This window comes from Vibrio sp. A1-b2 (assembly GCF_021726015.1).
GTDB lineage: Bacteria > Pseudomonadota > Gammaproteobacteria > Enterobacterales > Vibrionaceae > Vibrio > Vibrio diazotrophicus.
On the sequence record NZ_JAKKCI010000001.1, the window covers coordinates 783,299 to 806,069 of the forward strand.

20 protein-coding genes are annotated in these 22,771 nt (G+C 43.1%); 7 read left to right on the plus strand and 13 right to left on the minus strand.

Features of this window, described 5'->3' with window-relative positions:
• Positions 1-4 precede the first annotated feature (4 nt).
• From gabT to L3V23_RS03645, 6 genes are all read left to right on the plus strand, one after another.
• Positions 5-1,276, plus strand: a complete 1,272-nt coding sequence (gene gabT, locus L3V23_RS03620) for a 4-aminobutyrate--2-oxoglutarate transaminase (RefSeq protein WP_102966129.1) — start codon at positions 5-7, stop codon at positions 1,274-1,276.
• An 83-nt stretch (positions 1,277-1,359) separates the two neighbouring features.
• Positions 1,360-3,141, plus strand: a complete 1,782-nt coding sequence (locus L3V23_RS03625; RefSeq protein WP_102966128.1) for a PLP-dependent aminotransferase family protein — start codon at positions 1,360-1,362, stop codon at positions 3,139-3,141.
• 609 nt (positions 3,142-3,750) lie between these two features.
• Positions 3,751-5,223: an aminoacyl-histidine dipeptidase gene (locus tag L3V23_RS03630; RefSeq protein WP_102966127.1), complete on the plus strand. Its 1,473-nt coding sequence runs from the start codon at positions 3,751-3,753 to the stop codon at positions 5,221-5,223.
• A 249-nt stretch (positions 5,224-5,472) separates the two neighbouring features.
• A complete protein-coding gene (locus tag L3V23_RS03635) occupies positions 5,473-5,916 on the plus strand; it encodes an ATP-dependent zinc protease (protein WP_042480196.1) in 444 nt (147 codons plus the stop codon).
• Positions 5,913-6,818, plus strand: a complete 906-nt coding sequence (gene rimK, locus L3V23_RS03640) for a 30S ribosomal protein S6--L-glutamate ligase (RefSeq protein WP_042480199.1) — start codon at positions 5,913-5,915, stop codon at positions 6,816-6,818. Before L3V23_RS03635 ends, rimK begins: the two co-directional genes overlap by 4 nt.
• Complete coding sequence (locus tag L3V23_RS03645; protein ID WP_102954352.1) at positions 6,778-7,884, plus strand: succinylglutamate desuccinylase/aspartoacylase family protein; 1,107 nt, start codon at positions 6,778-6,780, stop codon at positions 7,882-7,884. The genes rimK and L3V23_RS03645 overlap by 41 nt, the downstream gene beginning before the upstream one ends.
• A gap of 77 nt (positions 7,885-7,961) precedes the next feature.
• Here L3V23_RS03645 and L3V23_RS03650 read toward each other — a convergent pair whose 3' ends face one another.
• From L3V23_RS03650 to dinB, 4 genes are all read right to left on the minus strand, one after another.
• A complete protein-coding gene (locus L3V23_RS03650; RefSeq protein ID WP_102963859.1) occupies positions 7,962-9,317 on the minus strand; it encodes a sodium-dependent transporter in 1,356 nt (451 codons plus the stop codon).
• Between the two features lie 125 nt (positions 9,318-9,442).
• On the minus strand, positions 9,443-10,996 hold the full coding sequence (locus L3V23_RS03655; protein WP_102954354.1) for a diguanylate cyclase: 1,554 nt from the start codon (positions 10,994-10,996) through the stop codon (positions 9,443-9,445).
• A gap of 55 nt (positions 10,997-11,051) precedes the next feature.
• On the minus strand, positions 11,052-11,795 hold the full coding sequence (locus L3V23_RS03660; protein WP_042480205.1) for a YggN family protein: 744 nt from the start codon (positions 11,793-11,795) through the stop codon (positions 11,052-11,054).
• A 185-nt stretch (positions 11,796-11,980) separates the two neighbouring features.
• On the minus strand, positions 11,981-13,048 hold the full coding sequence (gene dinB / locus L3V23_RS03665; RefSeq protein WP_255209346.1) for a DNA polymerase IV: 1,068 nt from the start codon (positions 13,046-13,048) through the stop codon (positions 11,981-11,983).
• A 207-nt stretch (positions 13,049-13,255) separates the two neighbouring features.
• Here dinB and L3V23_RS03670 point away from each other — a divergent pair, with 207 nt between their 5' ends.
• Positions 13,256-14,479, plus strand: coding sequence for a response regulator (locus tag L3V23_RS03670; RefSeq protein WP_237291915.1), 1,224 nt, complete (start codon positions 13,256-13,258; stop codon positions 14,477-14,479).
• Positions 14,480-14,581: 102 nt separating this feature from the next.
• On the opposite strand, the gene nqrM is transcribed toward L3V23_RS03670, so the two are convergent.
• The 9 genes from nqrM to L3V23_RS03715 form a co-directional block, all read right to left on the minus strand.
• Positions 14,582-14,815 carry a (Na+)-NQR maturation NqrM gene (nqrM, locus tag L3V23_RS03675; protein ID WP_042480206.1) on the minus strand — a complete coding sequence of 78 codons (234 nt, stop codon included), beginning with the start codon at positions 14,813-14,815 and terminating at the stop codon, positions 14,582-14,584.
• Positions 14,816-14,834: 19 nt separating this feature from the next.
• On the minus strand, positions 14,835-15,842 hold the full coding sequence (locus L3V23_RS03680; RefSeq protein ID WP_237291916.1) for an FAD:protein FMN transferase: 1,008 nt from the start codon (positions 15,840-15,842) through the stop codon (positions 14,835-14,837).
• Between the two features lie 143 nt (positions 15,843-15,985).
• Positions 15,986-17,209: an NADH:ubiquinone reductase (Na(+)-transporting) subunit F gene (gene nqrF / locus L3V23_RS03685; RefSeq protein ID WP_042480211.1), complete on the minus strand. Its 1,224-nt coding sequence runs from the start codon at positions 17,207-17,209 to the stop codon at positions 15,986-15,988.
• Positions 17,210-17,242: 33 nt separating this feature from the next.
• Positions 17,243-17,839, minus strand: a complete 597-nt coding sequence (gene nqrE, locus L3V23_RS03690; protein ID WP_042480213.1) for an NADH:ubiquinone reductase (Na(+)-transporting) subunit E — start codon at positions 17,837-17,839, stop codon at positions 17,243-17,245.
• Between the two features lie 7 nt (positions 17,840-17,846).
• Positions 17,847-18,479 (minus strand): NADH:ubiquinone reductase (Na(+)-transporting) subunit D, encoded by a 633-nt coding sequence (locus L3V23_RS03695; protein WP_042480215.1) that lies wholly within the window; start codon positions 18,477-18,479, stop codon positions 17,847-17,849.
• Positions 18,479-19,246 (minus strand): Na(+)-translocating NADH-quinone reductase subunit C, encoded by a 768-nt coding sequence (locus L3V23_RS03700; RefSeq protein WP_042480217.1) that lies wholly within the window; start codon positions 19,244-19,246, stop codon positions 18,479-18,481. Before L3V23_RS03700 ends, L3V23_RS03695 begins: the two co-directional genes overlap by 1 nt.
• The gene (locus L3V23_RS03705; RefSeq protein WP_042480219.1) at positions 19,236-20,480 is read right to left on the minus strand and encodes an NADH:ubiquinone reductase (Na(+)-transporting) subunit B; all 1,245 of its coding nucleotides are present in this window, start codon (positions 20,478-20,480) and stop codon (positions 19,236-19,238) included. The genes L3V23_RS03700 and L3V23_RS03705 overlap by 11 nt, the downstream gene beginning before the upstream one ends.
• Before the next feature lie 5 nt (positions 20,481-20,485).
• A complete protein-coding gene (locus tag L3V23_RS03710; RefSeq protein ID WP_042480768.1) occupies positions 20,486-21,826 on the minus strand; it encodes a Na(+)-translocating NADH-quinone reductase subunit A in 1,341 nt (446 codons plus the stop codon).
• 483 nt (positions 21,827-22,309) lie between these two features.
• On the minus strand, positions 22,310-22,612 hold the full coding sequence (locus L3V23_RS03715) for a BolA/IbaG family iron-sulfur metabolism protein (RefSeq protein WP_237291917.1): 303 nt from the start codon (positions 22,610-22,612) through the stop codon (positions 22,310-22,312).
• Between the last annotated feature and the right edge of the window lie 159 nt (positions 22,613-22,771).

Genomic DNA, 22,771 nt, shown 5'->3' on the forward strand with positions numbered 1-22,771 from the left:
AAACATGACCAATATGGAATGGCAAAGCCGTAAGGAAAAAGTTGTCGCAAAGGGAATGGCAAACCTTGCACCGATTTATGCGGCGAAAGCTGAAAACGCTCTAATTACCGATATCGAAGGTAAAGAGTATATTGACTTCGCGGCTGGTATTGCAGTTAACAACACTGGCCACTCAAACCCGCGAATCGTGGCAGCAGTAAAAGAGCAACTAGAGTTGTTCAGTCATACCTGTTCAATGGTTACCCCATACACCAGCTTTGTTGAACTGGCAGAGAAAGTTGTAGAAATCGCACCGGGCGACTTTGATAAAAAAGCGGCATTTCTTACAACAGGAGCTGAAGCTGTTGAAAATGCAATAAAATTCGCTCGTGCGCATACTGGTCGCAGTGGTGTAATTGCATTTAAAGGCGGGTTTCATGGTCGTACCAACTTATGTATGGGGCTGACAGGTAAAGTTGCTCCATATAAAGCGGGCTTTGGTCCTTTTCCCAATGAAATTTACCACCTGCCTTATCCCAACCAATACCACGGTGTTAGCGAGGCACAAAGCTTGTCTGCGTTAGCGGATTTATTTGCCTGTGATATTGAGCCGTCTCGTGTTGCTGCGATCATTTTTGAACCAATTCAGGGCGAAGGTGGCTTCTATCAAGCACCAAACACATGGGTAAGTGAATTGCGTAACATCTGTGACAAGCACGGAATAGTGCTTATCTGTGATGAAATTCAAACCGGCTTTGCGCGTACAGGTAAACTTTTTGCGTGTGAATATTTCGATGCAAAACCAGATTTAATCACTATGGCAAAAGGCATTGCTGGCGGCTTTCCTCTATCTGGGGTTGTTGGTAAAGCTGAAATTATGGACTCAGCAAATCCTGGTGGTATCGGCGGAACTTACGCAGGCTCACCGTTGGCGTGTCGCGCCGCACTTGAAGTTATCAACATTATTAAAGAAGATAACTTATGCGAACGAGCTCAGCATGTGGGTCAGCAATTCAAAGAGATACTGACTGTACTGCAAAAAGAAATTCCTCATATCGGAGATATTCGTCAGGTTGGCGCAATGATCGCGATTGAGCTTAATGATCCAACCACAGGACAACCGCTTGCAGATCTGACTAAACAACTGGTATTAAAGAGTAACCAGCAAGGCCTCATTCTTCTTTCTTGTGGTGTAAAAGGTAACGTTATTCGCTTCCTTCCACCGTTAACAATTGAGCCAGAATTAGTCTCAAGAGGGCTGGAAATAGTTAAAACGCAACTACAGTCGCTTATATAAAATGTGTATAGAGAAAGTGAGCCTCATTTCACTTTCTCTCCTTTTTGGACTTTAGATGCGGCGGTTACATAAGCGGGGAAGCTATGCTGTATCAATTTATTCATATCGACTCGCAAGATTCGAGAACACTGCAAGATCAAATCAAAAGCGACATCGCTAAAGCCATATTCGCAGGTTTTGTTCCAAAGCAAACCAGCATCACTTCCTCACGCCAATTAGCCGAAAAACTCAAAGTTTCGCGCAATACAATTTTACGTGTTTACGAACAGTTAGCCGAAGAAGGGGTACTTATACCCATTGAAAGAAAAGGCTACTACGTTAATCCTCAGCTTGAACTGAATAATGCATCGCCCGATCAGCAAAGCGCACAATCAGTCTCAACTCTCAATTGGGACGATTACCTAAACAGTGAACAATCGCTTTCAGATGCCTCAGTAAAAGATCTTTCCAACTACCCTTATTTGTTCGTCAATGGCATGGTCGATGAAGATCTCTTTCCTGTTAGTGAGTGGCGTAAGTGCAGTATTCAATCTTTAAATAAAAGTAATCATCGTAGTTGGACATCAAACCATAATGACTATGAAGAGTTAATTGAACAGATACGTACTCGTGTTCTGACTAAACGTGGAATATTCGTTAACAAAGAAAATATCGCCATTACACTGGGTTGCCAAAATAGCCTTTACTACCTCACTCGGTTACTGGTTTCTAAACAAACGTCAGTAGGAATGGAAAACCCTGGTTACCCAGAAGCACTTGTTCAGTTTCAAGCTCGTCGAGCAAATGTAGTCCCCATTGATGTCGATGCAAAAGGGTTAGTCATCGATTCTCGTCTCAACAATTGCAATTTGGTTTATACAACCCCCAGTAATCAGTTCCCAACTACCGTTCGCATGTCACCAGAAAGGCGCAAGGCACTCATTGACTCAGCGAATGAACATGACTTTTTAATTATCGAAGATGATTTTGAACACGATGTTAACTTCATTGAAGATAGCTGCCCTCCGCTGAGGTGTGAGTATCCAACAGAGCGAATCATCTACATATCCAGCTTCACCTCTACGATTGCACCAGGGTTACGTATTGGATTTATCGTTGCGGCATCGCCGTTAATCGATCAAATCAAAGCACTGCAAGTACGTACGCACAGTCTACCACCCAAAAGTAACTGTCAGACCTTAGCTCTGTTTCTCAGTCTAGGCTACTACGACATGCTGACTCAGAAGCTACTTAAGCGCTATAGAGAAAAATGGTTAACGATGGAAAAAGCAATGAACTATTACTTTCCGCAATCTGGAGTTACTCCATCGCTAGCCGGAACCGCTTTTTGGGTTGATTATAAGGAAAGTTTTGATGCCACTCGTTTTGAGCGACTTGCAGAAGAGAATGGTATTTTGATTAATAACGGGCAGAAGTATTACTGCTGCAACCACAAGAACAATAGCTTTAGACTGAGTTTCCAATCGATTCGCACAGAGAATATACGTGAAGGTATTGCTCAACTGGCGCGCATAGCTAAAGAAGTATTACCCAATATTAGCTTGGCCGAATGCTCCGAACCGCCATTAACAGGGCAACAGATTAGAGCTATGGTGACCAACAAAACGCTACTATCTAAAGATTGCTTCAATATCCCCTACCGGATCACTCTTCAAGCAGATGGTAAAATGATCGGAATTTCCGATCGCCCGAATGATATTGATGAGGGCTACTGGTGGGTAGAAAATGACAAATTTGTTTACCAATGGCGTAACTGGCAATTTTCAGATATTCGACACATTACTATCGTTTATGAAAACAATGAGCTGAAACGCTTTGATGAAGAAGGCTACTTCATTGGAGAAGTCAGTATTATTGAAGAGTAATACGAAACAGCAGGCAAAAAAAAACGCCATCTGAGATACAGATGGCGGTGAATCATATTAACCACTCTTGGTTCACCAAGCTGTGGCTAAAAGCAAATTCCAATATATAGGGGTGAACATTACTGTTCAAATCACATGCATTTGGTCTCACTCACCAAAGCGTGTGGGGTGTAACATCGCTGATCGACATAACATCTTTCATCAATATTACGTGGGTAAACTAGCTTCGAAGTCATTACTTTCGAATTGGTTATTAATATACCACAAAGAAAATATATTACAAATATATAGTGAGTCAAATCACACATTTTCAATAAAACCTACAATCACCTCGGAATTATTGGTAATAAAATTACACAATCCATGTTTTATTTTTGAAGTGGATTGCAAAATAAATGCAACTTATTGAGTAGTTCAATGATAACTTACGAGTTCCTACTCATTTATGAATCTACTCTCACTGAAAAATCCCCTTCCGTGCTACTACTCGATTCAACGACTCAATGGTATGCTGTCACACAAATATTGCCCCGTAGACAGGTTATTTCTCTACATTATTAACCTTTATTCGCGATTTAATCGGGGTATAGATAAATAAAGGAGTCATCTATGTCTGAGTTCCATTCTGAAATTAGCACCCTATCACCAACTCCAGTTTGGCAGTTTTTTGATAAAATCTGCTCAATTCCACATCCTTCAAAGCATGAAGAAGCGCTAGCTCAAGCCATTATTGGTTGGGTAACAGAGCTTGGCTTGGAAGTTCGCCGTGATGCAACGGGCAACGTGTTTATCAAAAAGCCAGCGACACCGGGAATGGAGAATAAAAAAGGTGTGGTGCTTCAGGCTCATATCGATATGGTTCCTCAGAAGAATGAAGATACCGACCATGACTTCACCAAAGATCCAATCCAACCTTATATTGATGGTGAATGGGTAACCGCAAAAGGCACCACATTAGGTGCTGATAACGGTATGGGCATGGCGGCATGTTTAGCTGTATTAGCTTCAACAGACATCAAACACGGTCCACTAGAAGTTTTGCTGACGATTGATGAAGAAGCGGGAATGACTGGCGCATTCGGTCTTGAAGCAGGTTGGTTAGAAGGTGAAATTCTTCTAAACACCGATTCAGAACAAGAAGGCGAAGTTTACATGGGCTGTGCTGGCGGCGTTGATGCTTCAATGAAGTTCGACATCAAGCGTGAAGCAATCCCAACCAATTTTGTCATTCGTCAACTTGTACTTAAAGGTCTGAAAGGCGGTCACTCAGGATGTGATATCCATACGGGTCGTGGCAACGCAAACAAGTTACTTGCTCGTTTCTTAGCGGGGCACGCAAATGAGTTGGATCTGCGCTTAGTCGAATTCCGTGGTGGTAGCTTACGTAACGCCATTCCACGTGAAGCATTTGTGACTGTGGCTCTTCCTGCGGAAAATGAAGCGAAGTTAGCGGAGCTATACAGCTTCTATACCAATCTAATAAAAGAAGAACTTGGTAAAGTTGAAACTAACATTGTCACATTCAACGAAGCTCAGCCAACCGCTGTTGATATGTTTACAGTTGAAACGCAGAAACCATTTATTGCTGCACTAAACGCTTGCCCTAACGGCGTTATCCGTATGAGTGATGACATTGAAGGTGTGGTAGAAACGTCATTAAACGTAGGCGTGATTAAAACGGAAGAGAACCAAGTCACCGTACTTTGCCTAATCCGCTCGTTGATCGATTCAGGTCGCAGTCAGGTTGAAGGAATGCTAGCGTCAGTCGCTGAACTTGCAGGTGCATCAATTCAATTTTCAGGCGCGTACCCCGGCTGGAAACCAGACGCAGATTCAGAAATCATGCATATCTTCCGCGACATGTATGAAGGCATCTATGGTAACAAACCAAACATAATGGTCATTCACGCAGGTCTTGAGTGTGGTCTGTTTAAGAAACCTTACCCAAATATGGACATGGTTTCTTTTGGTCCAACGATTAAATTCCCACACTCTCCAGATGAAAAAGTGAAAATCGATACTGTCGGATTATTCTGGGAACAAATGGTTGCGCTACTGGAAAATATCCCAGCTAAATCTTAAGCTTTTTTAACAAAAATGCCTGACAACGAGCCGAAGCTGACAGCTTCGGCTTTTTTGCTTATGAACAAATATTTTTGTCGATACGACCATTTTTTTTCATTAGCGAGAGAATAATCACTACTGTTAGAGTGCGCGTCCTTGAAGTTCCCAGAGAAGTTCACCACACTCTATTCAAGGTATTACCTCTTTTGTGGGCTGTACTTCATTTCAGCCTTAAGTAAATTCCAAACAAAACACTAAGATACTGCGATGAAAGAAAAAATGACTGTCGGATGGCGAGAGAGACTTAGCCTTCCAGGGTTAGGTATTGAAAAAATTAAAGCGAAAATCGATACCGGAGCCCGCACATCTTGCTTACACGCATTTAAGTTAGAGAGCTTTACTAAAGAAGATAAACTTTGGGTTCGCTTCTGGATTCACCCAAATCAACATGATGTGGATACTGTGGTAGTTTGTGAGGCTGAAGTAATAGAAGAGAGAACAGTACGAGACTCAGGTGGTCATGAAGAATCTCGTTACGTTATTAAGTCCGACATCAGTTTAGGCGGACAAACGTGGCCTGCGGAAATTACATTAACCAATAGAGAAAATATGGCATTCCGCATGCTTTTAGGTCGCACCGCGATGCACCATAGGATTGTTGTTGATCCAACAGCATCGTTTTTAATTCCTTTTGAGGCACCCAAGTTATGAAAATTGGTATTCTGTCACGCAACTCTTCGCTATATTCAACCAAGCGATTAATCGAAGCTTGTAAGCAACGAGGGCACGAAGTAAAAGTGATTGATGCTTTACGTTGTTACATGAATATCAATTCAGACAAACCTGAAATCCATTTTAAAGGTGAAGAACTGGCAGGATTTGATGCGGTTATTCCTCGAATTGGCGCGTCAGTTACCTTTTATGGTACAGCGGTATTACGTCAGTTCGAAATGATGGGTGTCTACCCAGCCAACGAATCTGTCGCGATCAGTCGCTCAAGAGATAAGTTACGCTCAATGCAACTGCTATCTCGTAAAGGCATTGGTATGCCAATTACAGGTTTCGCAAGCAAGCCAGATGATGTTAAAGACCTACTAGACATGGTTGGCGGCGCACCTGTGGTGATTAAACTACTAGAAGGGACTCAAGGGATCGGTGTTGTTCTTGCCGAAACTCGTAAAGCAGCAGAAAGTGTTATCGAAGCCTTTATGGGCCTGAAAGCGAACATCATGGTTCAAGAATATATTAAAGAAGCTGGCGGCGCGGATATTCGCTGTTTCGTCATTGGTGATAAAGTTATCGCAGCAATGAAGCGACAAGGGGCTGAAGGCGAGTTCCGTTCTAACCTTCACCGTGGTGGTTCAGCATCACTGATTAAGATCACACCACAAGAACGTAAAACAGCTATTGAAGCCGCTAAAATCATGGGACTCAATGTCGCTGGTGTTGATTTACTTCGTTCTGCAAGAGGACCTTTGGTCATGGAAGTAAACTCTTCGCCAGGCTTAGAAGGCATTGAAGCTGCAACCGGAAAAGATATCGCCGGTATGATTGTCGAATTTCTAGAAAAAAATGCGGCAAGTAAAAGGACAAGAACACGTGGTAAAGGCTAGAAAATATAAGAATACAGCATACGAATTTCTGGGGGAGAAAATTCCCCCAGCAACCAAACAAGTCATCGAACTGGAAGGTGCGAAACTCTATACTCATTCGCCCCTTTCCATTCCTATAGAAATCATTCATGGCGCTTCACCGGGCCCGGTGCTTATGGTTAACGCCGCCATCCATGGTGACGAACTCAATGGTGTTGAGATCGTAAGACAACTTATCAATTCCATCGATCCTACTAAGCTCAAAGGTACTCTTATTACCGTACCTATCGTGAACGTCTTCGGCTTTATTCATAAGTCACGTTACTTACCAGACAGGCGCGACTTAAACCGCTGCTTCCCCGGCAGTGACAGCGGATCGCTGGCTTCAAGAATGGCACACATCTTCTTTTCTCAAGTCGCGTTGAAATGTGATTACATCATAGACCTGCACACTGGTGCGATTCACAGAACAAACCTCCCTCAGATTCGAGCAGACTTAAGCAATCCAGAAACACTGCGTATTGCACAAGCTTTCGCGACACCAGTAATTTTGGATTCCCCGCTCAGAATGGGCTCTCTACGTAGTGAAGCAGAAAAATCCGGTATCACAGTACTGACTTATGAAGCTGGTGAAGCGCTTCGTTTTGAGCCTATTGCGATCAGTGCTGGTGTCGTTGGTGTAAAACGCGTGATGCAAACTATTGGTATGCTGCGCGCCAGCCGCAAAAAACTGCCAAGCTCAGTGATCGCAAAATCGACCAGTTGGTTACGAGCCGAAGCAGACGGTATCTTACGTACCGTAGTGTCACTCGGCGATCGTGTAGAAAAAGGCCAAGTATTGGCTTACATCAACTCACCTTTGGGCAACGTCGAAGTTGAAGTCAAAGCCAACAAAGGCGGTATTGTAATCGGTCAGCAGACACTACCTTTAGTGAATGAAGGTGATGCTGTATTCCACCTCGCTTACTTCACTCAAAATGACGACATGGTTGAACAACTGGTTGGTGATTTCATTGAAGAGTTTATCGAAGTGGATTTAGAGCCACTCACCACGGGGCAAATAATGCCACCATCACCCTCGGAATAACGAGAAAATATAGACTCTCATTTTCATGCATAAAAAAACCTTGGTATCTCTACCAAGGTTTTTTGTTTCGGCTTGGACTAACCAAACGACGCCCAGATAACTGTTGCCACTAAAATTGGGCAGACAAACTTCACATACCAAGGCCAGATTTTTCCAAACGTGCTTTGACGGAATTCCGGGAAGCCTTGCTCCAATTCTTTGAGCTTAGCATTACGATTCCATACCCAGCCACCAAACAAACAGAACATCAATGCAGCGGTCGGTTGCAAGTATTGCGTAGCCGTAGTGGCCACTAAGCCAAACAGTTGGCCAAAGTTGTAAACAATCACCACACTAAACAGAGCAATCAGTCCGCCTAATACCCAACTGGTTGGTGTACGTTTAGTGTTAAAGCGTTCTGAAACCAGAGCGACAGGACATTCCAACATAGAGATCGAAGAAGTTAGCGCAGCAATCGTCAATAACAAGAAGAACACGATTGCAAATAGCTGCCCTAATAAGCCTAGGCTATCAAACATTAATGGTAGAACTGTAAAGACTAAAGTATCTGAACTCAGTAGCGAACCATCTTCTGCGTATATCTGAACACCTTTGTTCATTGCAACAAACATGGCAGGAAGAACGACAAGACCAGCAATAAAAGCAACACCGGTATCCACTAACGTCACGTTCATCGCCATTTTCGGCAGATTCTCTTTCTTACTTAAGTAAGAGCCGTAAATTAGCATTGAGCAGCCACCAATGGTCAAAGAGAAGAATCCCTGCCCCATCGCAGCCAAGATCATTTTGCGATCAAAAATCTTGTCAAAATCCGGAACCAGATAATGTTGCAGGCCTTGAATAGCGCCTGGTTGCATCATGATGTAAATGAACAGAACACCAAATAAAACGAACAATGCAGGCATTAAGCGAGTTGACCACTTTTCGATACCTTGTTTCACACCACCTTGAACAATCAAGATAGTAAGAACATAGAAAACCAAAGTGCCGAATAAGTTACGTTCAACACTAAAACCTTTAAACCAAGCAGTCGCACTTTCCATACCCAGCACATCGGTGATAGCGCCGAGCATAAAGCAAATTATCCACCCACCAACAATGCTATAAAACGCTAATACTGCGCTTGGAACGCTAAGACCTAGCCAACCCACTAAGGCACCAGCTTTTTTAGCCATAGGATTAGGCGTAAGTGAACGCATACTATCAACAGGGTTTGCTTGACCTGAACGTCCAATCGCCATTTCGACCACCAGCATAGGAAACGCAACCACTAAAATGAGAACCAAATAGACTAACAGGAATGCGCCACCGCCATTACTGGCTGCCTGAGTGGGGAAACCCCAAATATTTCCAAGGCCAACTGCAGCACCTGCTGCGGCCAAAACAAACCCAAGGCGTGAGCCAAAAGTTTCGCGGGTATTACTCGATGCCATTACTACTCACAAATATCACTAAACTAGTTGACTAGTACATTAAATGAAATTGACTAGTGACACAATAAACACCAGTACAGTTTGCTGCTTTAATAGACAAATATTTAGTATTTATTACGTAATAATTAATTTACACCGACTAAACGAACGGAATGTTTGTTAAATTGTTGTACAACGTACTGATCTCTACCTTTTCTCTTTGCTGAATACAGTGCCTGATCAGCCTGATGAAACATTTCTTGAAAATAAGCCATGCTGGGTTTATCTATTTGTACTCCACCAATGCTAATAGATAAGTATTCTCGCCCCGCTATAGGGATAAATGGATGAGGTATCTTCAAATTGGAAACTGCGTCTTTTAGCTTCTGTGCATGTTCACTTAGGTTAATAGGCCCATCACTGGCCAATACCACGCAAAACTCTTCACCACCAAAGCGAGCAACGATCTTGTCTCCGTTGTACTCAACAGCATCCAGCGCCTTAGCAACAGCCTTCAAGGCATTGTCACCATCCATATGGCTCAGGTTATCGTTGTACAATTTGAAGTAATCGACATCCACCAAATAGAGCGAAATATGACTAAAGTGATAGTCATTTATAAAAGCCGTCAGACGGCTGTTTAAATGGCGGCGGTTAGAAAGCTCTGTAAGAGGGTCGTGCTCAGACTGCCAGCGTAGCTCTCGCCGGCTTGCCTCTAAATCATTCATGATTTTATTGATAGTTCGAGCAAACCCTTTCATCTCTTTTGAAATGAAATAAGACTCATCGGGGATGAAACCACCTTGTGCTTGAAACTTCTCTAACACCAGATTGGCGTTAGTGATTGGCTTCACTAAAGACTTAGCCAGCAAAAGATTAATGAAATAGAACATGATAGAGAATGCCAGCAAGGCAAACACTTCCTGCCAAACAATAAAGCTTGGAATTTTCACATGGTGAAACACCTTAATAACTACACTGGAGCCAGCGTCGTAATCTAACTTAGTGATGTAGGATATATTTTCAGAAGGCTCAAACGTTTGAGTATTACTCTCGTTAACTAGGATTTCGATCTGAATACCAGTGGCTTTATTTATCTGCTGAGAGAAGTGATCAGAGAGTTTTTTGAAAAAGATAATGTAACCTTTATCACAACCGGACGCGTCACTATTACAAACGCGGGAGGCGGCGGCAAAGTATGGTTCATTATCAATCACAATGAAGTGCACAATCGCTTTTACAAAATTGGTATCAAGCAGCTCCGCCTGATGAAGAATTGTTGGGAAATACTGAGTATAACGCTCATCATCAACGAGATGGTTCGTCTCGATATCAAGTGTTTTTCCCCATACGAAGGTTTTATCTGCTGCAAAGACAAAAAAACCATTAATAAGTTGTGATGTATATGAGTGCGCACCAATGCCGCTTTCGACAAATTCTTCATTTGGAGAACGGATAAACTCAACCATATCGTCCCAAGCCGCATAATCCACTATCGAATCACCAAGTTTAATCTTAGTAATATCAATAACGGTTTCGACTCGTTCAATCTCTTCTCTCTGTAGTTCCTCAGCTTGTGTGACTTGACGATCATAAGTCCACAAATACTTAAACGCTAAGTAGCAGGCAACGAAGCAAACAACCACAGATACCGCGGTTAAGACACTTATCCAACGAACACTCACATTGTTAAAAATCATCTCACCTTCAAATAGAACAAAGTAAAAAAAAGAGCGCTTGATGCGCTCTCTTAGTTTAGATCGTAAAGACTTGGTAATTCTTTAGTTCAGGTATCTTTTTGTGCAATTCTTGCTCCTGCTCAACAATATCATCAAGAGATTCACACAGTTCTTTGCCTTCTTTTTCTACCGTAGCCTCATGCTCTCTCAAGCGGGCTTCGAACTTAGCAGTCAGTTCACTCATGGTGTTGCCCAGTTCGGTCAGGTTTATCCCACCATCCTGTTTCATCTTTTCAGATACGGCATCAAACGCACTCGAGAAAAACTCCTGACTAAACATCGCTTTTGCTTTTTCAAAATCTTGTTGCCATTGCTGAGTCATAGATTCAAAGGTATTAGCAGGTAAAACGAAATCTCCACCTTGGTAATAACGGCTTTCTACGTCAGCAAAAAAATCTTTCATAGACTGTTTAACACCTTCAAATGCATTAGGTGCATCAAGGCTTGCTGCTACATCGTCTAGTAGGTCACTGGCGACATCCATTCCTTTCTGAGCCAGCTCTTTCGCACGGGGAACAGCTGAACTGACACTTTCTCGATAAGATTGGATCGCTTGTTGTTGAGAACCGTCCAACTCAATTTGTTCGCCATGAAGATAGAGACGATTACTCTCGTCCATCACAGCAGTATCACCACGGGTTGTATGTATTTCAACACTGGAACCACTTAGATGAACTTCATTTTGCACGTCGATTTTACACTGAGCAGCCCAAACAGAAGAGCTACACAATAAAGAAGCGATTAAAATTGTCTTTTTCATACCTGTCTCTCAGGCCAGTTGACCTTTAAAAATTAAATTTTGCTTAACAATATCGGAGGTTGATTAGTGATACGTTAGTGCCGTGTCAGTTATTGTGCTCAAAGCGCTTAGAGTTGAGGATATAGAGTAAATGGAACGCTTAAATACTCGGGTATCTTAAGCTAAATCAGACTATAGAAAAAAGCTTAAAAGAAACTGAGCTGCTTAGATTGTTCTTCTGGTTTTAACATCACTGACAGTCCTAGCAAGCGGATCTCTCGCCCCTTTTGACGTTTGAGAACATCACTGAGCAACTGTCTGAAATCATCCAGCTCTAATTGTGGGTGGATATGTTCTATGGTCGTAAGCTGAAAGTCTGCAAATTTCACCTTAATACCCTGCTTAATGATCGCTTTATCCGGACTCGCTTTTGCTAAGCGGATATCCAGCTCAGGAAACAGTTTACCCTCGATGATTTGCCAACACTCTTCATAAGTCGAAATATTCTGGCTGAAAGTACGTTCTACACCGACAGACTTGCGCTCTCGTTCTACAATAACTTCGCGATTATCAATCCCGTGGCTCTTTTTCCATAACGACGCACCTAAACGGCCAAACTTTCTCAGTAACTCGCGGTAGTCACTATGCTTGATGTCTTCGCAAAGATAAAACCCAGCTTGATGTAGCTTTTCTAAACTCACCTTCCCGACTCCGGGAATTTTCTCTAGCGGCAGCTTATCAACGGTAGATTGTACCTCTTCCGGCGTAACCACAAACTGACCGTTAGGCTTATTGATATCAGAAGCGACTTTTGCCAAGAATTTTATCGGTGCGACGCCCGCTGATGCCGTCAACTCAAGCTCATTCCAAATGTCTCTGCGAATTGCCTGAGCGATCAACGTGGCACTTCCATGGCAGAGTTCGACATCGGTAACATCCAGAAAAGCTTCATCTAAGGATAGCGGTTCAATGATTGAGGTATAGCGCTGGAAAATAGCGTGAATTTTACGTGATACATCTTTATATACCGACATTCTACCGGGCACCACTAAGAGCTGAGGACACAACTTCAAAGCTTGAGCCGTTGGCATAGCAGAACGGACGCCAAATTTGCGCGCCTCATAATTACAGGTACTCAGCACCCCTCTTTGTTTCTCATGCCCACCGACAGCTAACGGCCTGCCGCGATATTGCGGGTTATCACGCATCTCTACTGCGGCATAAAAACAATCCATATCAATATGAATGATTTTTCTCGTCGATTCTTGTTCCACATGCCACCAGATAACTGTATATAAACACAGTCATTGTAGAACCAATTTAAGCAAAACGAAAACAACTTTCTTACCCTGACAAAATACCGACACAGTCTGTCAATTAATCATCTTATTCCTACATATGCCAATTCTGTTCTCATGTATAAAAGGCACCCTGTTAAAAAACCATCAATCGGCATCGATTTCAATCAAGGCAAAGCTATCGTGAATCGTTCAAGCAACTCTGTACTCGTTATAGATGGCAGTCGCATTTTTCGTAACTACCTTAGCACTCATCTTTCAGAGCTAGGGTTCGAGGTCACTGTGTGTGAGGATCTCGTACAAAGCAAGCAAGTGCTTGAGCAGCGAACTGACTTCGCCTTTGTCGTGTCGTGTTACCACCTTATTGATGCTGAAGATGGAGTGATCATCGATCTCTTATTGAGCAGAAATCTAAAAGTCGTCGTACTTACCGCTAAATTCGAGCAAGAAACTCGACAAGAATTTCTGAAGAAGGGTGTCCTCGATTACATTCTTAAAGACAGCCTAAGCTCGGTGCAATACGTCATCCCGTTTGCTAAACGAATTAAGAACAACCAGTTTCATCATGCACTGGTTGTTGATGACAGCACCATGATTCGCCGTACCATTTGTCAGCTACTAGAATCGCAATACATTCGCACGACTCAAGCAGGCAATGGTGAGGAAGCACTGCAAAAACTGACTGAAAATCCTGACATCAGCCTTATCATCAGTGACAACTATATGCCTGAAATGACTGGGCTTGAGATGATTCGCGAAATTCGCCGTCACTCTGCTCACGATGGTATTTCGATTCTTGGGTTATCTGGTTCAGACGATAAAACCATCACTGCTCAGTATTTAAAAGCGGGTGCTAATGACTTCTTGCATAAGCCTTTTAATCAGGAAGAACTGTTTTGTCGCGTAAACCAACTGCTTAACATGCAGGAAGCGACAAAGGAACTGTTTAAACTTGCCAACCAGGACGCGCTAACAGGTCTGTGGAATCGCCGTTACTTATTCGACACCGTTGGTAAAAATGAAGCCGAACGCTGCATTGCGATGCTTGATATCGACTTCTTTAAAAAGGTCAATGATAACTACGGTCACGATGGTGGCGACGCCGCTTTGACTCACATCTCAGGTATTCTCAAGGCCTTTTTCGGTGATCAAACAGTTGCCCGATTTGGTGGCGAAGAGTTCTGCATTCACTATGACGGTGAGTTCGAGAAATTCTGTAAGCAGCTTGAACGAATGCGTCGATGTATTGAAGCTGATCAGGTTGAACATCAAGGCCAAGTAATCAAATACACCATCAGCATTGGTGCCACATCCATGAAAGGTACCCTTGACCAACAGATAAAAGTCGCGGATATGCGACTGTACAATGCCAAAGAAGGTGGACGAAACCAACTGGTTAACGCCTAGAATCTAACGCCTTAAATCTAGTTCCTTAAAGCCATACTCAAACAAAAACGGTTCTATCTAATAACGATAGAACCCTTTTTAATCAAAACTGCTGACACGTGTTTACGCGATGCGGTCTTTTTCCCAAGCAGCCAATTTCTCAGCTCTTGCCGCTTCACGAGCTTCTCGCTTTTTGCGTGCGTCACATGGCTCAGGACAATTACACACTTTCTCAATGCCAACTGCACCTAATCCGCCACAACTGCCTTTGACGACTTTTTTCTGGAAAATATAGCCGACAGCCATTGCTGCGATAACAGCCAGAAAGACGCCGAAAGTAATCAGAAACGTACTCATAATGACAAACTCACTTCTGCTATTTGCGGTTTAAGAATGGTTTGAATGCGCTTGAAGAGATCTCTTCAAAACCGTCATCCGTTTTCACAATCATAAACACAGGAATGTTTTTTTGCTCTGCGATCTCAATGCCTTTGGCTTCGCCTAGCACCATTAACCCCGTTGCAAGACCATCCGCTGTCATACAAGATTTATCTAATACAGTGACCGAGACAACACGGTTGTTAATTGGGCGCCCTGTTTGAGGATTAATAATATGCGAGTAACGCACACCATCACGCTCAAAGTAGTTACGGTAATCACCAGAGGTAGCAATTGCATAGTCACCCGGTTCAATGACTTCTTGAATCGTGCGTTCATCCACTGTCGGTTTTTCTACCGCGATACGCCAGCCGACACCTTCACGATTGACACCTTTCAAACGGATTTCACCACCCACTTCCACCATGTAGTTAGCAACGCCCTGAGATTCAATATAGTCAGCAACCACATCTACACCCCAACCTTTGGCAATCGTCGAAAGGTCTACGTACAAATGAGGAAGGTCTTTACTCAGCTTGTTGCCTTCAACACTCAAATGCTCAATACCGATGTTCGCTTTACGCTCTGCCAACTCTTCGTCGGTAGGAACCACTTCTGGACGCGCTTCTGGGCCAAATCCCCACAAGTTAACCAATGGGCCTACAGTGACATCAAGAGCTCCTAACGTCACTCCGTTAAGACGAATCGCTTCACGCACCACTGTTGCCGTCTGAGGTGAAACTTCAAATGGAGTGGTCTCTTGAAACTGGTTAAAACGGCTCAGCTCTGACGTTTTACGGTACGTTGACATCTGGTCGTTTACTTCTTCAAGTAAGCGATCGATCTCTTTGTGCAAGTCTTCAGAAGACGGAATACCATCTTGTTGAAGATACTTAATGTTGTATGTGGTGCCCATCGTTGGGCCGCTTAAATGAACTTGCTCGACTGGTTTTTCACAACCAGCTAAAAGCAATAAAGAAGCTAATGCAACAAGCCAAGTTTTCACTTGTTTACTCCTATAGAGATAAGTAGATATAGAGAATCCATGTGTTATTCAGCACATAAACCTTACGAGATTCTCTATACAAACTTCAAAAAATTATGGCTGACTCAAATGAGTCAGCCATTAAATCAGACGCTTAGCGGAGATTAACCACCGAAGTCATCCAACAAGATGTTTTCATCTTCTACACCAAGATCTTTCAGCATGCCGATAACAGCTGCGTTCATCATCGGTGGACCACACATGTAGTATTCACAATCTTCAGGAGCTTCGTGATCCTTCAGATAGTTTTCATACAATACGTTGTGGATGAAGCCTGTGTAACCATCCCAGTTATCTTCTGGTTGCGGGTCAGATAGCGCACAGTGCCATACGAAGTTGTCATTCTCAGCCGCTAGGCCGTCAAAGTCTTCCACGTAGAACATTTCACGCTTAGAACGAGCACCGTACCAGTAAGACATCTTACGCTTGGATTTCAGACGTTTTAGCTGATCGAAGATGTGTGAACGCATTGGAGCCATACCAGCACCACCACCCACAAATACCATTTCAGCATCTGTATCTTTCGCGAAGAACTCACCAAATGGACCAGAAATCGTACATTTATCACCAGCTTTTAGAGACCAAATGTACGAAGACATTTGACCCGGCGGTACGTTTGGATTATTTGGCGGCGGAGTCGCGATACGTACGTTTAGCATAATAATGCCGAACTCTTCAGGGTAGTTCGCCATAGAGTATGCACGAATGATATCTTCATCTACCTTAGACTCGTAGCGGAACAGGTTAAACTTGTCCCAGTCGCCACGGTACTCTTCAGGTACATCGTAATCCGCGTATTTTACGTGGTGAGCAGGAGCTTCAATCTGGATGTAACCACCAGCACGGAAAGGTACTGATTCGCCATCTGGAATTTGTAGCTTAAGCTCTTTAATGAATGTCGCTTTGTTATCGTTAGAGATAACAGTACATTCCCACTTCTTAACACCGAAGATCTCTTCTGGAAGTTCGATCTCCATGTCAGCTTTCACTGCAACCTGACACGCTAGACGTTCACCTTCACGAGCTTCACCTTTAGTAATGTGGTCAAGCTCGGTCGGTAGAATATCACCACCGCCAGATTTAATTTTTACGCGACACTGACCACAAGAGCCACCGCCACCACATGCCGATGACACGAATACGCCAGAATTCGCCAATGCGCCAAGAAGCTTGCCGCCTGGAGAAGTAACGATCGATTTGTCTGCATCGCCATTGATTGAGATTGTAATGTCACCTGTTGGTACTAGCTTAGATTTAGCGAATAGAATCACTAGAACTAGCGCTAGAACAATCAGAGTAAACATCACTACACCAAGAATAATGTCCATTGACTATTCCTTAATTGTTGCGGTTTACCCGTCTTACAGTTGAACACCAGAGAATGACATAAAGCCAAGCGCCATTAGACCAGCAGTGATAAAGGTAATACCTAGACCACGTAGACCCGGAGGCACGTCTGAATACTTCATTTTCTCACGGATACCTGCAAGAGCGACGATAGCTAGCATCCAGCCCAAACCTGAACCGAAACCATAAACTACAGACTCTGCGAAATTGTAATCACGCTGAACCATGAAAGATACACCACCAAAGATTGCACAGTTAACTGTGATCAATGGAAGGAAGATACCTAACGCGTTGTACAGAGGCGGGAAGAAACGGTCTAAGATCATTTCTAGAATCTGTACTAATGCAGCGATTACACCGATAAAGGTAATGAAGTTAAGGAAACTTAAATCCACACCTTCAGCAAGCGCATCTGGTTTAAGAACTAGGTTGTAAACTAGGTTGTTCACAGGAACAGAGATGGTTAATACCACTGTTACCGCAATACCTAGACCAAATGATGTCTTAACTTTCTTCGATACCGCCAAGAAGGTACACATACCTAAGAAGAAAGACAGTGCCATGTTCTCGATGAAAATCGATTTCACCATCAAACTAATATAATGTTCCATGACAACCTTACTCCTTCGCTTCTACTTGTTCAGGCTTGAAGGTACGAATCGCCCAAATCATAAATCCGATCAGGAAGAAAGCCGAAGGTGCTAATAGCATTAAACCATTTGGCTGGTACCAACCACCATCTCTAACTAACGGTAGAACTTCCATACCAAACAACTTGCCAGAGCCAAACAACTCGCGGAAGAAGCCAACAGTGATAAGAACGAAACCATAACCCAAACCGTTACCAATACCATCAATTAAAGAAGGAATCGGAGCAGACTTCATAGCGAACGCTTCAGCACGGCCCATTACGATACAGTTAGTAATGATAAGACCAACGAAAACTGAAAGCTGTTTAGAGATATCGTATAGATACGCCTTCAAGATTTGGTCTACCACAATTACTAACGATGCAATGATCGCCATCTGTACGATGATACGTACACTACTAGGAATGTGGTTGCGAATAAGAGAAACGAAAAAGTTAGACAAAGCCGTTACAAACATTACCGCTAGAGTCATAACAAAAGCCGTTTCAAGCTTGGTCGTTACTGCAAGAGCAGAACAAACACCAAGAACTTGTAGCGCGATTGGGTTGTTATCCAATACAGGCGCTAACACACTCTTTTTAATATCTTTTGCGCTAGACATTAGTTCAGACCTCCGTCACGAACTTTTGCTAGGAATGGACCAAAGCCCATATCACCTAACCAGAAGTCGAATGTGTGTTGAACACCGTTACTGGTTAATGTTGCACCTGATAAGGCATCAACACCATGCTCAGAACCTTGTGGTGCGCCACCTTTTACAACTTTAATTGCAGGTTTGTGGTTCTCGTCGAACAGTTTCTTACCTACGAATTGAGCACGCCAGTTAGGGTTTTCAACTTCACCACCCAATCCAGGAGTTTCGCCTTGTTCGTAGTATGTAATACCAGCAACTGTGTTACCGTCGGTTTCCACAGCTACAAATGCATACATCATAGACCATAGGCCGTTACCATGAACGGGTAAAATTACTTTAGATACTTTGTCACCATCTTTCACAAGGTAAACAACACTTGTGTTTGAGCGGCGAAGGATTTTTGCAACATCTTCCTCAGGAGACAGTTTTACTGATTCACTAGGAGTTTTTGCAGCTTTACGCTGATCAAAAGTTGTTGCATCACCTTTAACAAAGTCGCCACTGTCAAGGTCAATAAGACGAGGTTCAATGTACTTAGAGTACAACTCTGGAATCTTACCTTGTTCAGTGATACCTGCTACTTGAACGATTTTGCTTTGCTTATCAAGCAGAGCATTCGCTTTTTGCTTGTCTCGCAGGCCAACAGCCGCTGTCGATACAATGATTGAGCACACTAGGCTCAATGCGATAACAACAAACAGCGTTTTCTTAATGCTATCGTTATTACTTGCCATAGCGCGATAATCTCCGCTTGATGTTTTTCTCTACCACAATATGGTCGAACAGAGGAGCAAATAGGTTAGCGAATAGAATCGCTAGCATCATGCCTTCTGGGTATGCAGGGTTAACCACACGGATTAGTACACACATAGCACCAATCAAAATACCGTATGCCCACTTACCTTTATCTGTAAACGACGCAGATACTGGGTCCGTTGCCATGAAGAACATACCGAATGCGAAACCACCTAGAACTAGGTGCCAATGCCAAGGCATGTTGAACATCATGTTGGTGTCAGAACCAATCACGTTGAACAACGTAGAAAGAGCAATCATACCGATCATCACACCAGCGATAATGCGCCATGAAGCAATACCCATGTAAACAATGAATGCCGCACCGATTGCTAGAGCAAGCGTAGACACTTCACCAATTGAACCTGGAATATTACCAATGAATGCATCCATCCAAGTGATTGCTTGACCTGTTGCAGCATTCATCAGAGCACCGCTACCACCTTGAGTCCATTGACTAAGAGCAGTTGCGCCTGAGAAACCGTCCGCAGCGGTCCAAACTAAATCACCAGAGATTTGCGCTGGGTATGCAAAGAATAAGAATGCACGACCTGCTAGAGCTGGGTTTAGGAAGTTACGACCAGTACCACCAAAGATTTCTTTCGCCACAACAACACCGAAGGTGATACCTAGCGCTGCTTGCCATAGAGGAAGCGTTGGTGGAACGATCAATGCGAAAAGAATCGAAGTTACAAAGAAACCTTCGTTTACTTCGTGCTTACGCACCATACAGAACAATACTTCCCAGAAACCACCAACAATAAATACTGTTGCATAAATTGGAAGGAAGTAAGTTGCACCTAACAGAATTTTACTGCCCCAACCTGCATCAGACGACATAGTGCCGCCTAGCATTTCAGTCAGCCAGTAATGCCAGTTGCCATCAACGATGGTTGCAAGTTGATCACTTGCGTACAAGTGATGAAGTGCAGAGATAGCCTGGCCACCTGCGTTATACATACCCCAGAACATTGCTGGGAACACAGCTAACCAAACCATGATCATGATACGTTTTAAATCAACGCTATCACGGACATGAGCGCCTCGCTTTGTCACAAGACCTGGCGTGTAAAACAGAGTCGCAGCAGCTTCATACAAAGCAAACCATTTCTCGTGTTTACCACCTGGTTCAAAGTGATGCTCGATGTCTTCAAGAAACTTTTTAAGGCCCATGAAAATTACCCTTCTTTCTCAATCTTATCGAGGCATTCACGAAGTAACGGACCGTACTCGTATTTACCAGGACATACAAAGGTACACAATGCTAGATCTTCTTCATCAAGTTCCAATGCGCCAAGGCGTACTGCACTATCAGTGTCACCAGCACACAGATCACGAAGCAACAGAGTTGGCTCCATATCTAGCGGCATAACTTTTTCATAGTTACCAATTGGCACCATTGCGCGATCACTACCGTTAGTCGTCGTTGTCATGTTGAACAACTGACCTTTGAATAAGTGACCTAAGAATGAGCGAGTAACAGAGAACTTGTTCTTACCAGGCATTGCCCAACCAAACAGTTCTTTCTCACGACCTTCGCGAAGAACAGAAACCTGTAAGTGGTAACGACCTAAGTAAGCGTGTGGACCTGAAGCTTTAGTACCTGTTAGTACTGAACCAGAGATCACGCGAACTTCGCCAGGCATCATTTCGCTATCCGTCAATTGCTCTAGGCTTGCACCTATTACAGTACGGATTAATCGAGGATTATTTACGACAGGGCCAGCAAGAGAAATAACACGCTCGCTGTATAACTCACCAGTAAGGAACAATTTACCGACAGCGATAACGTCCTGGTAGTTAATGTACCATGCCACATTTTCTGCATTTACAGGATGCAGGAAATGCATGTGTGTACCAGCTAAACCTGCTGGGTGAGGGCCGTCAAAGACATGTTCTTCAACATTAGACTGAGTTGAGCGTGGTAAGCTGGTACCTTTTTTACAAACGTACACCTTACCTTCAGTCAAAGCTGAAAGTACATCAAGACCAGCAACGAAGGCTTCCGAATTGTCGTTGATGATAACCGTCGGCTCTGCTGCTAATGGATTAGTATCCATGGCAGAAACAAAAATAGCCTTAGTCGTCGAATCAACTGCAGGAACCTTGCTGAACGGACGAGTACGCAGCGATGTCCAAAGACCAGAATCGACCAGTTGAGTTTTCACCGCTTCGCGGTCAAGACTTCCTAATTGATTCGCTTCAAACTTGTCGAACGTCACTTGGTCATCACCTGCAACTTCAATCACTACAGACTGAAGTACACGTTTTGCACCACGATTAATTTCAACAACTTTACCGCTGACCGGTGAAGTAAATTTCACTCCCGGATTCTTCTTATCTTCAAAAAGAACTTGAGCTTTCTTTACTTCATCACCTACGCGAACATGCATAGTAGGACGCATGCCGACGTACTCTTCGCCAAGCAAGGCGACTTTGTTGATGGCTTTGCCATCATTAATCACCTGGGAAGGAGTTCCTGCGATAGGAAGGTCCAAACCCTTTTTTATTGTAATCATACGCACTTGCACTACTTTATCGGGAAAAAGATTCATTCATTGCGCAAATTGGAGGCGGTGGTCATCCGTACTTCTACTGGAAGTGTGTAATGACAAAACTAAACCGTCTCTAGACACGACATTATTATATCTGTCCGCCTTGGTTATTTAATCACCAAAAGCGCAACATACTTTTAAAAATCACATTACAGATTTGAGATGAGATTTATCAAGGGCGGTAGTTTAGCACCTTTTACGAATACGATGCCATTCAAGATCTCTAGATTCGTGATTTTATTTGGGCACAAATTCGTTTAAAAGGCGCATTAATAATCATTATTTTGATATGTCGCACAATTATTTTCACCACCTGAATATAAGGGTTATTTTTTGCGATTTTTTTTGAAAAAAATTGTTTTCAGCCCCTTTACAGAATGGCAGCTGTATTAAAATTGTTAAACAATCATCCAAAATAAGAGCAATTAATGAGCCCTTAGCTCATCACTATCCCCCCAAGCACATCGGACTATCTGGTGCTTTTTTCTTCAACTCATCCCACTCTTGTGGTGTGTAAGTATGTATCGCTAGAGCATGAATATGGTTGCTTAACTCTTCCGACAACGTCTGATTGACTTGACGGTGGCGCATAATCAAACGTTGCCCTTCAAAGCTCGAAGTAACAATCACTACTTTAAAGTGACTCTCTGAGCCGGGTGCCACATTATGCATATAGCTTTCATTCACAACCTGCAAATAATTGGGTTGAAATGTATCTTGCAGCTTAGTCTCAATGACTTGTTGAATCATAATGCTCCCTTCTTTCACACACTGATATAACAAAACCAACAAACAGTTTACTTTGGCGAGCTTTGCTTTGACAAACACAAACCATAGGTTCGACCAACAAATTGTCAGCGAAAGGTTTATGTTTCTTGATCATCGAGCATCTGAGACAATAATAGTGTC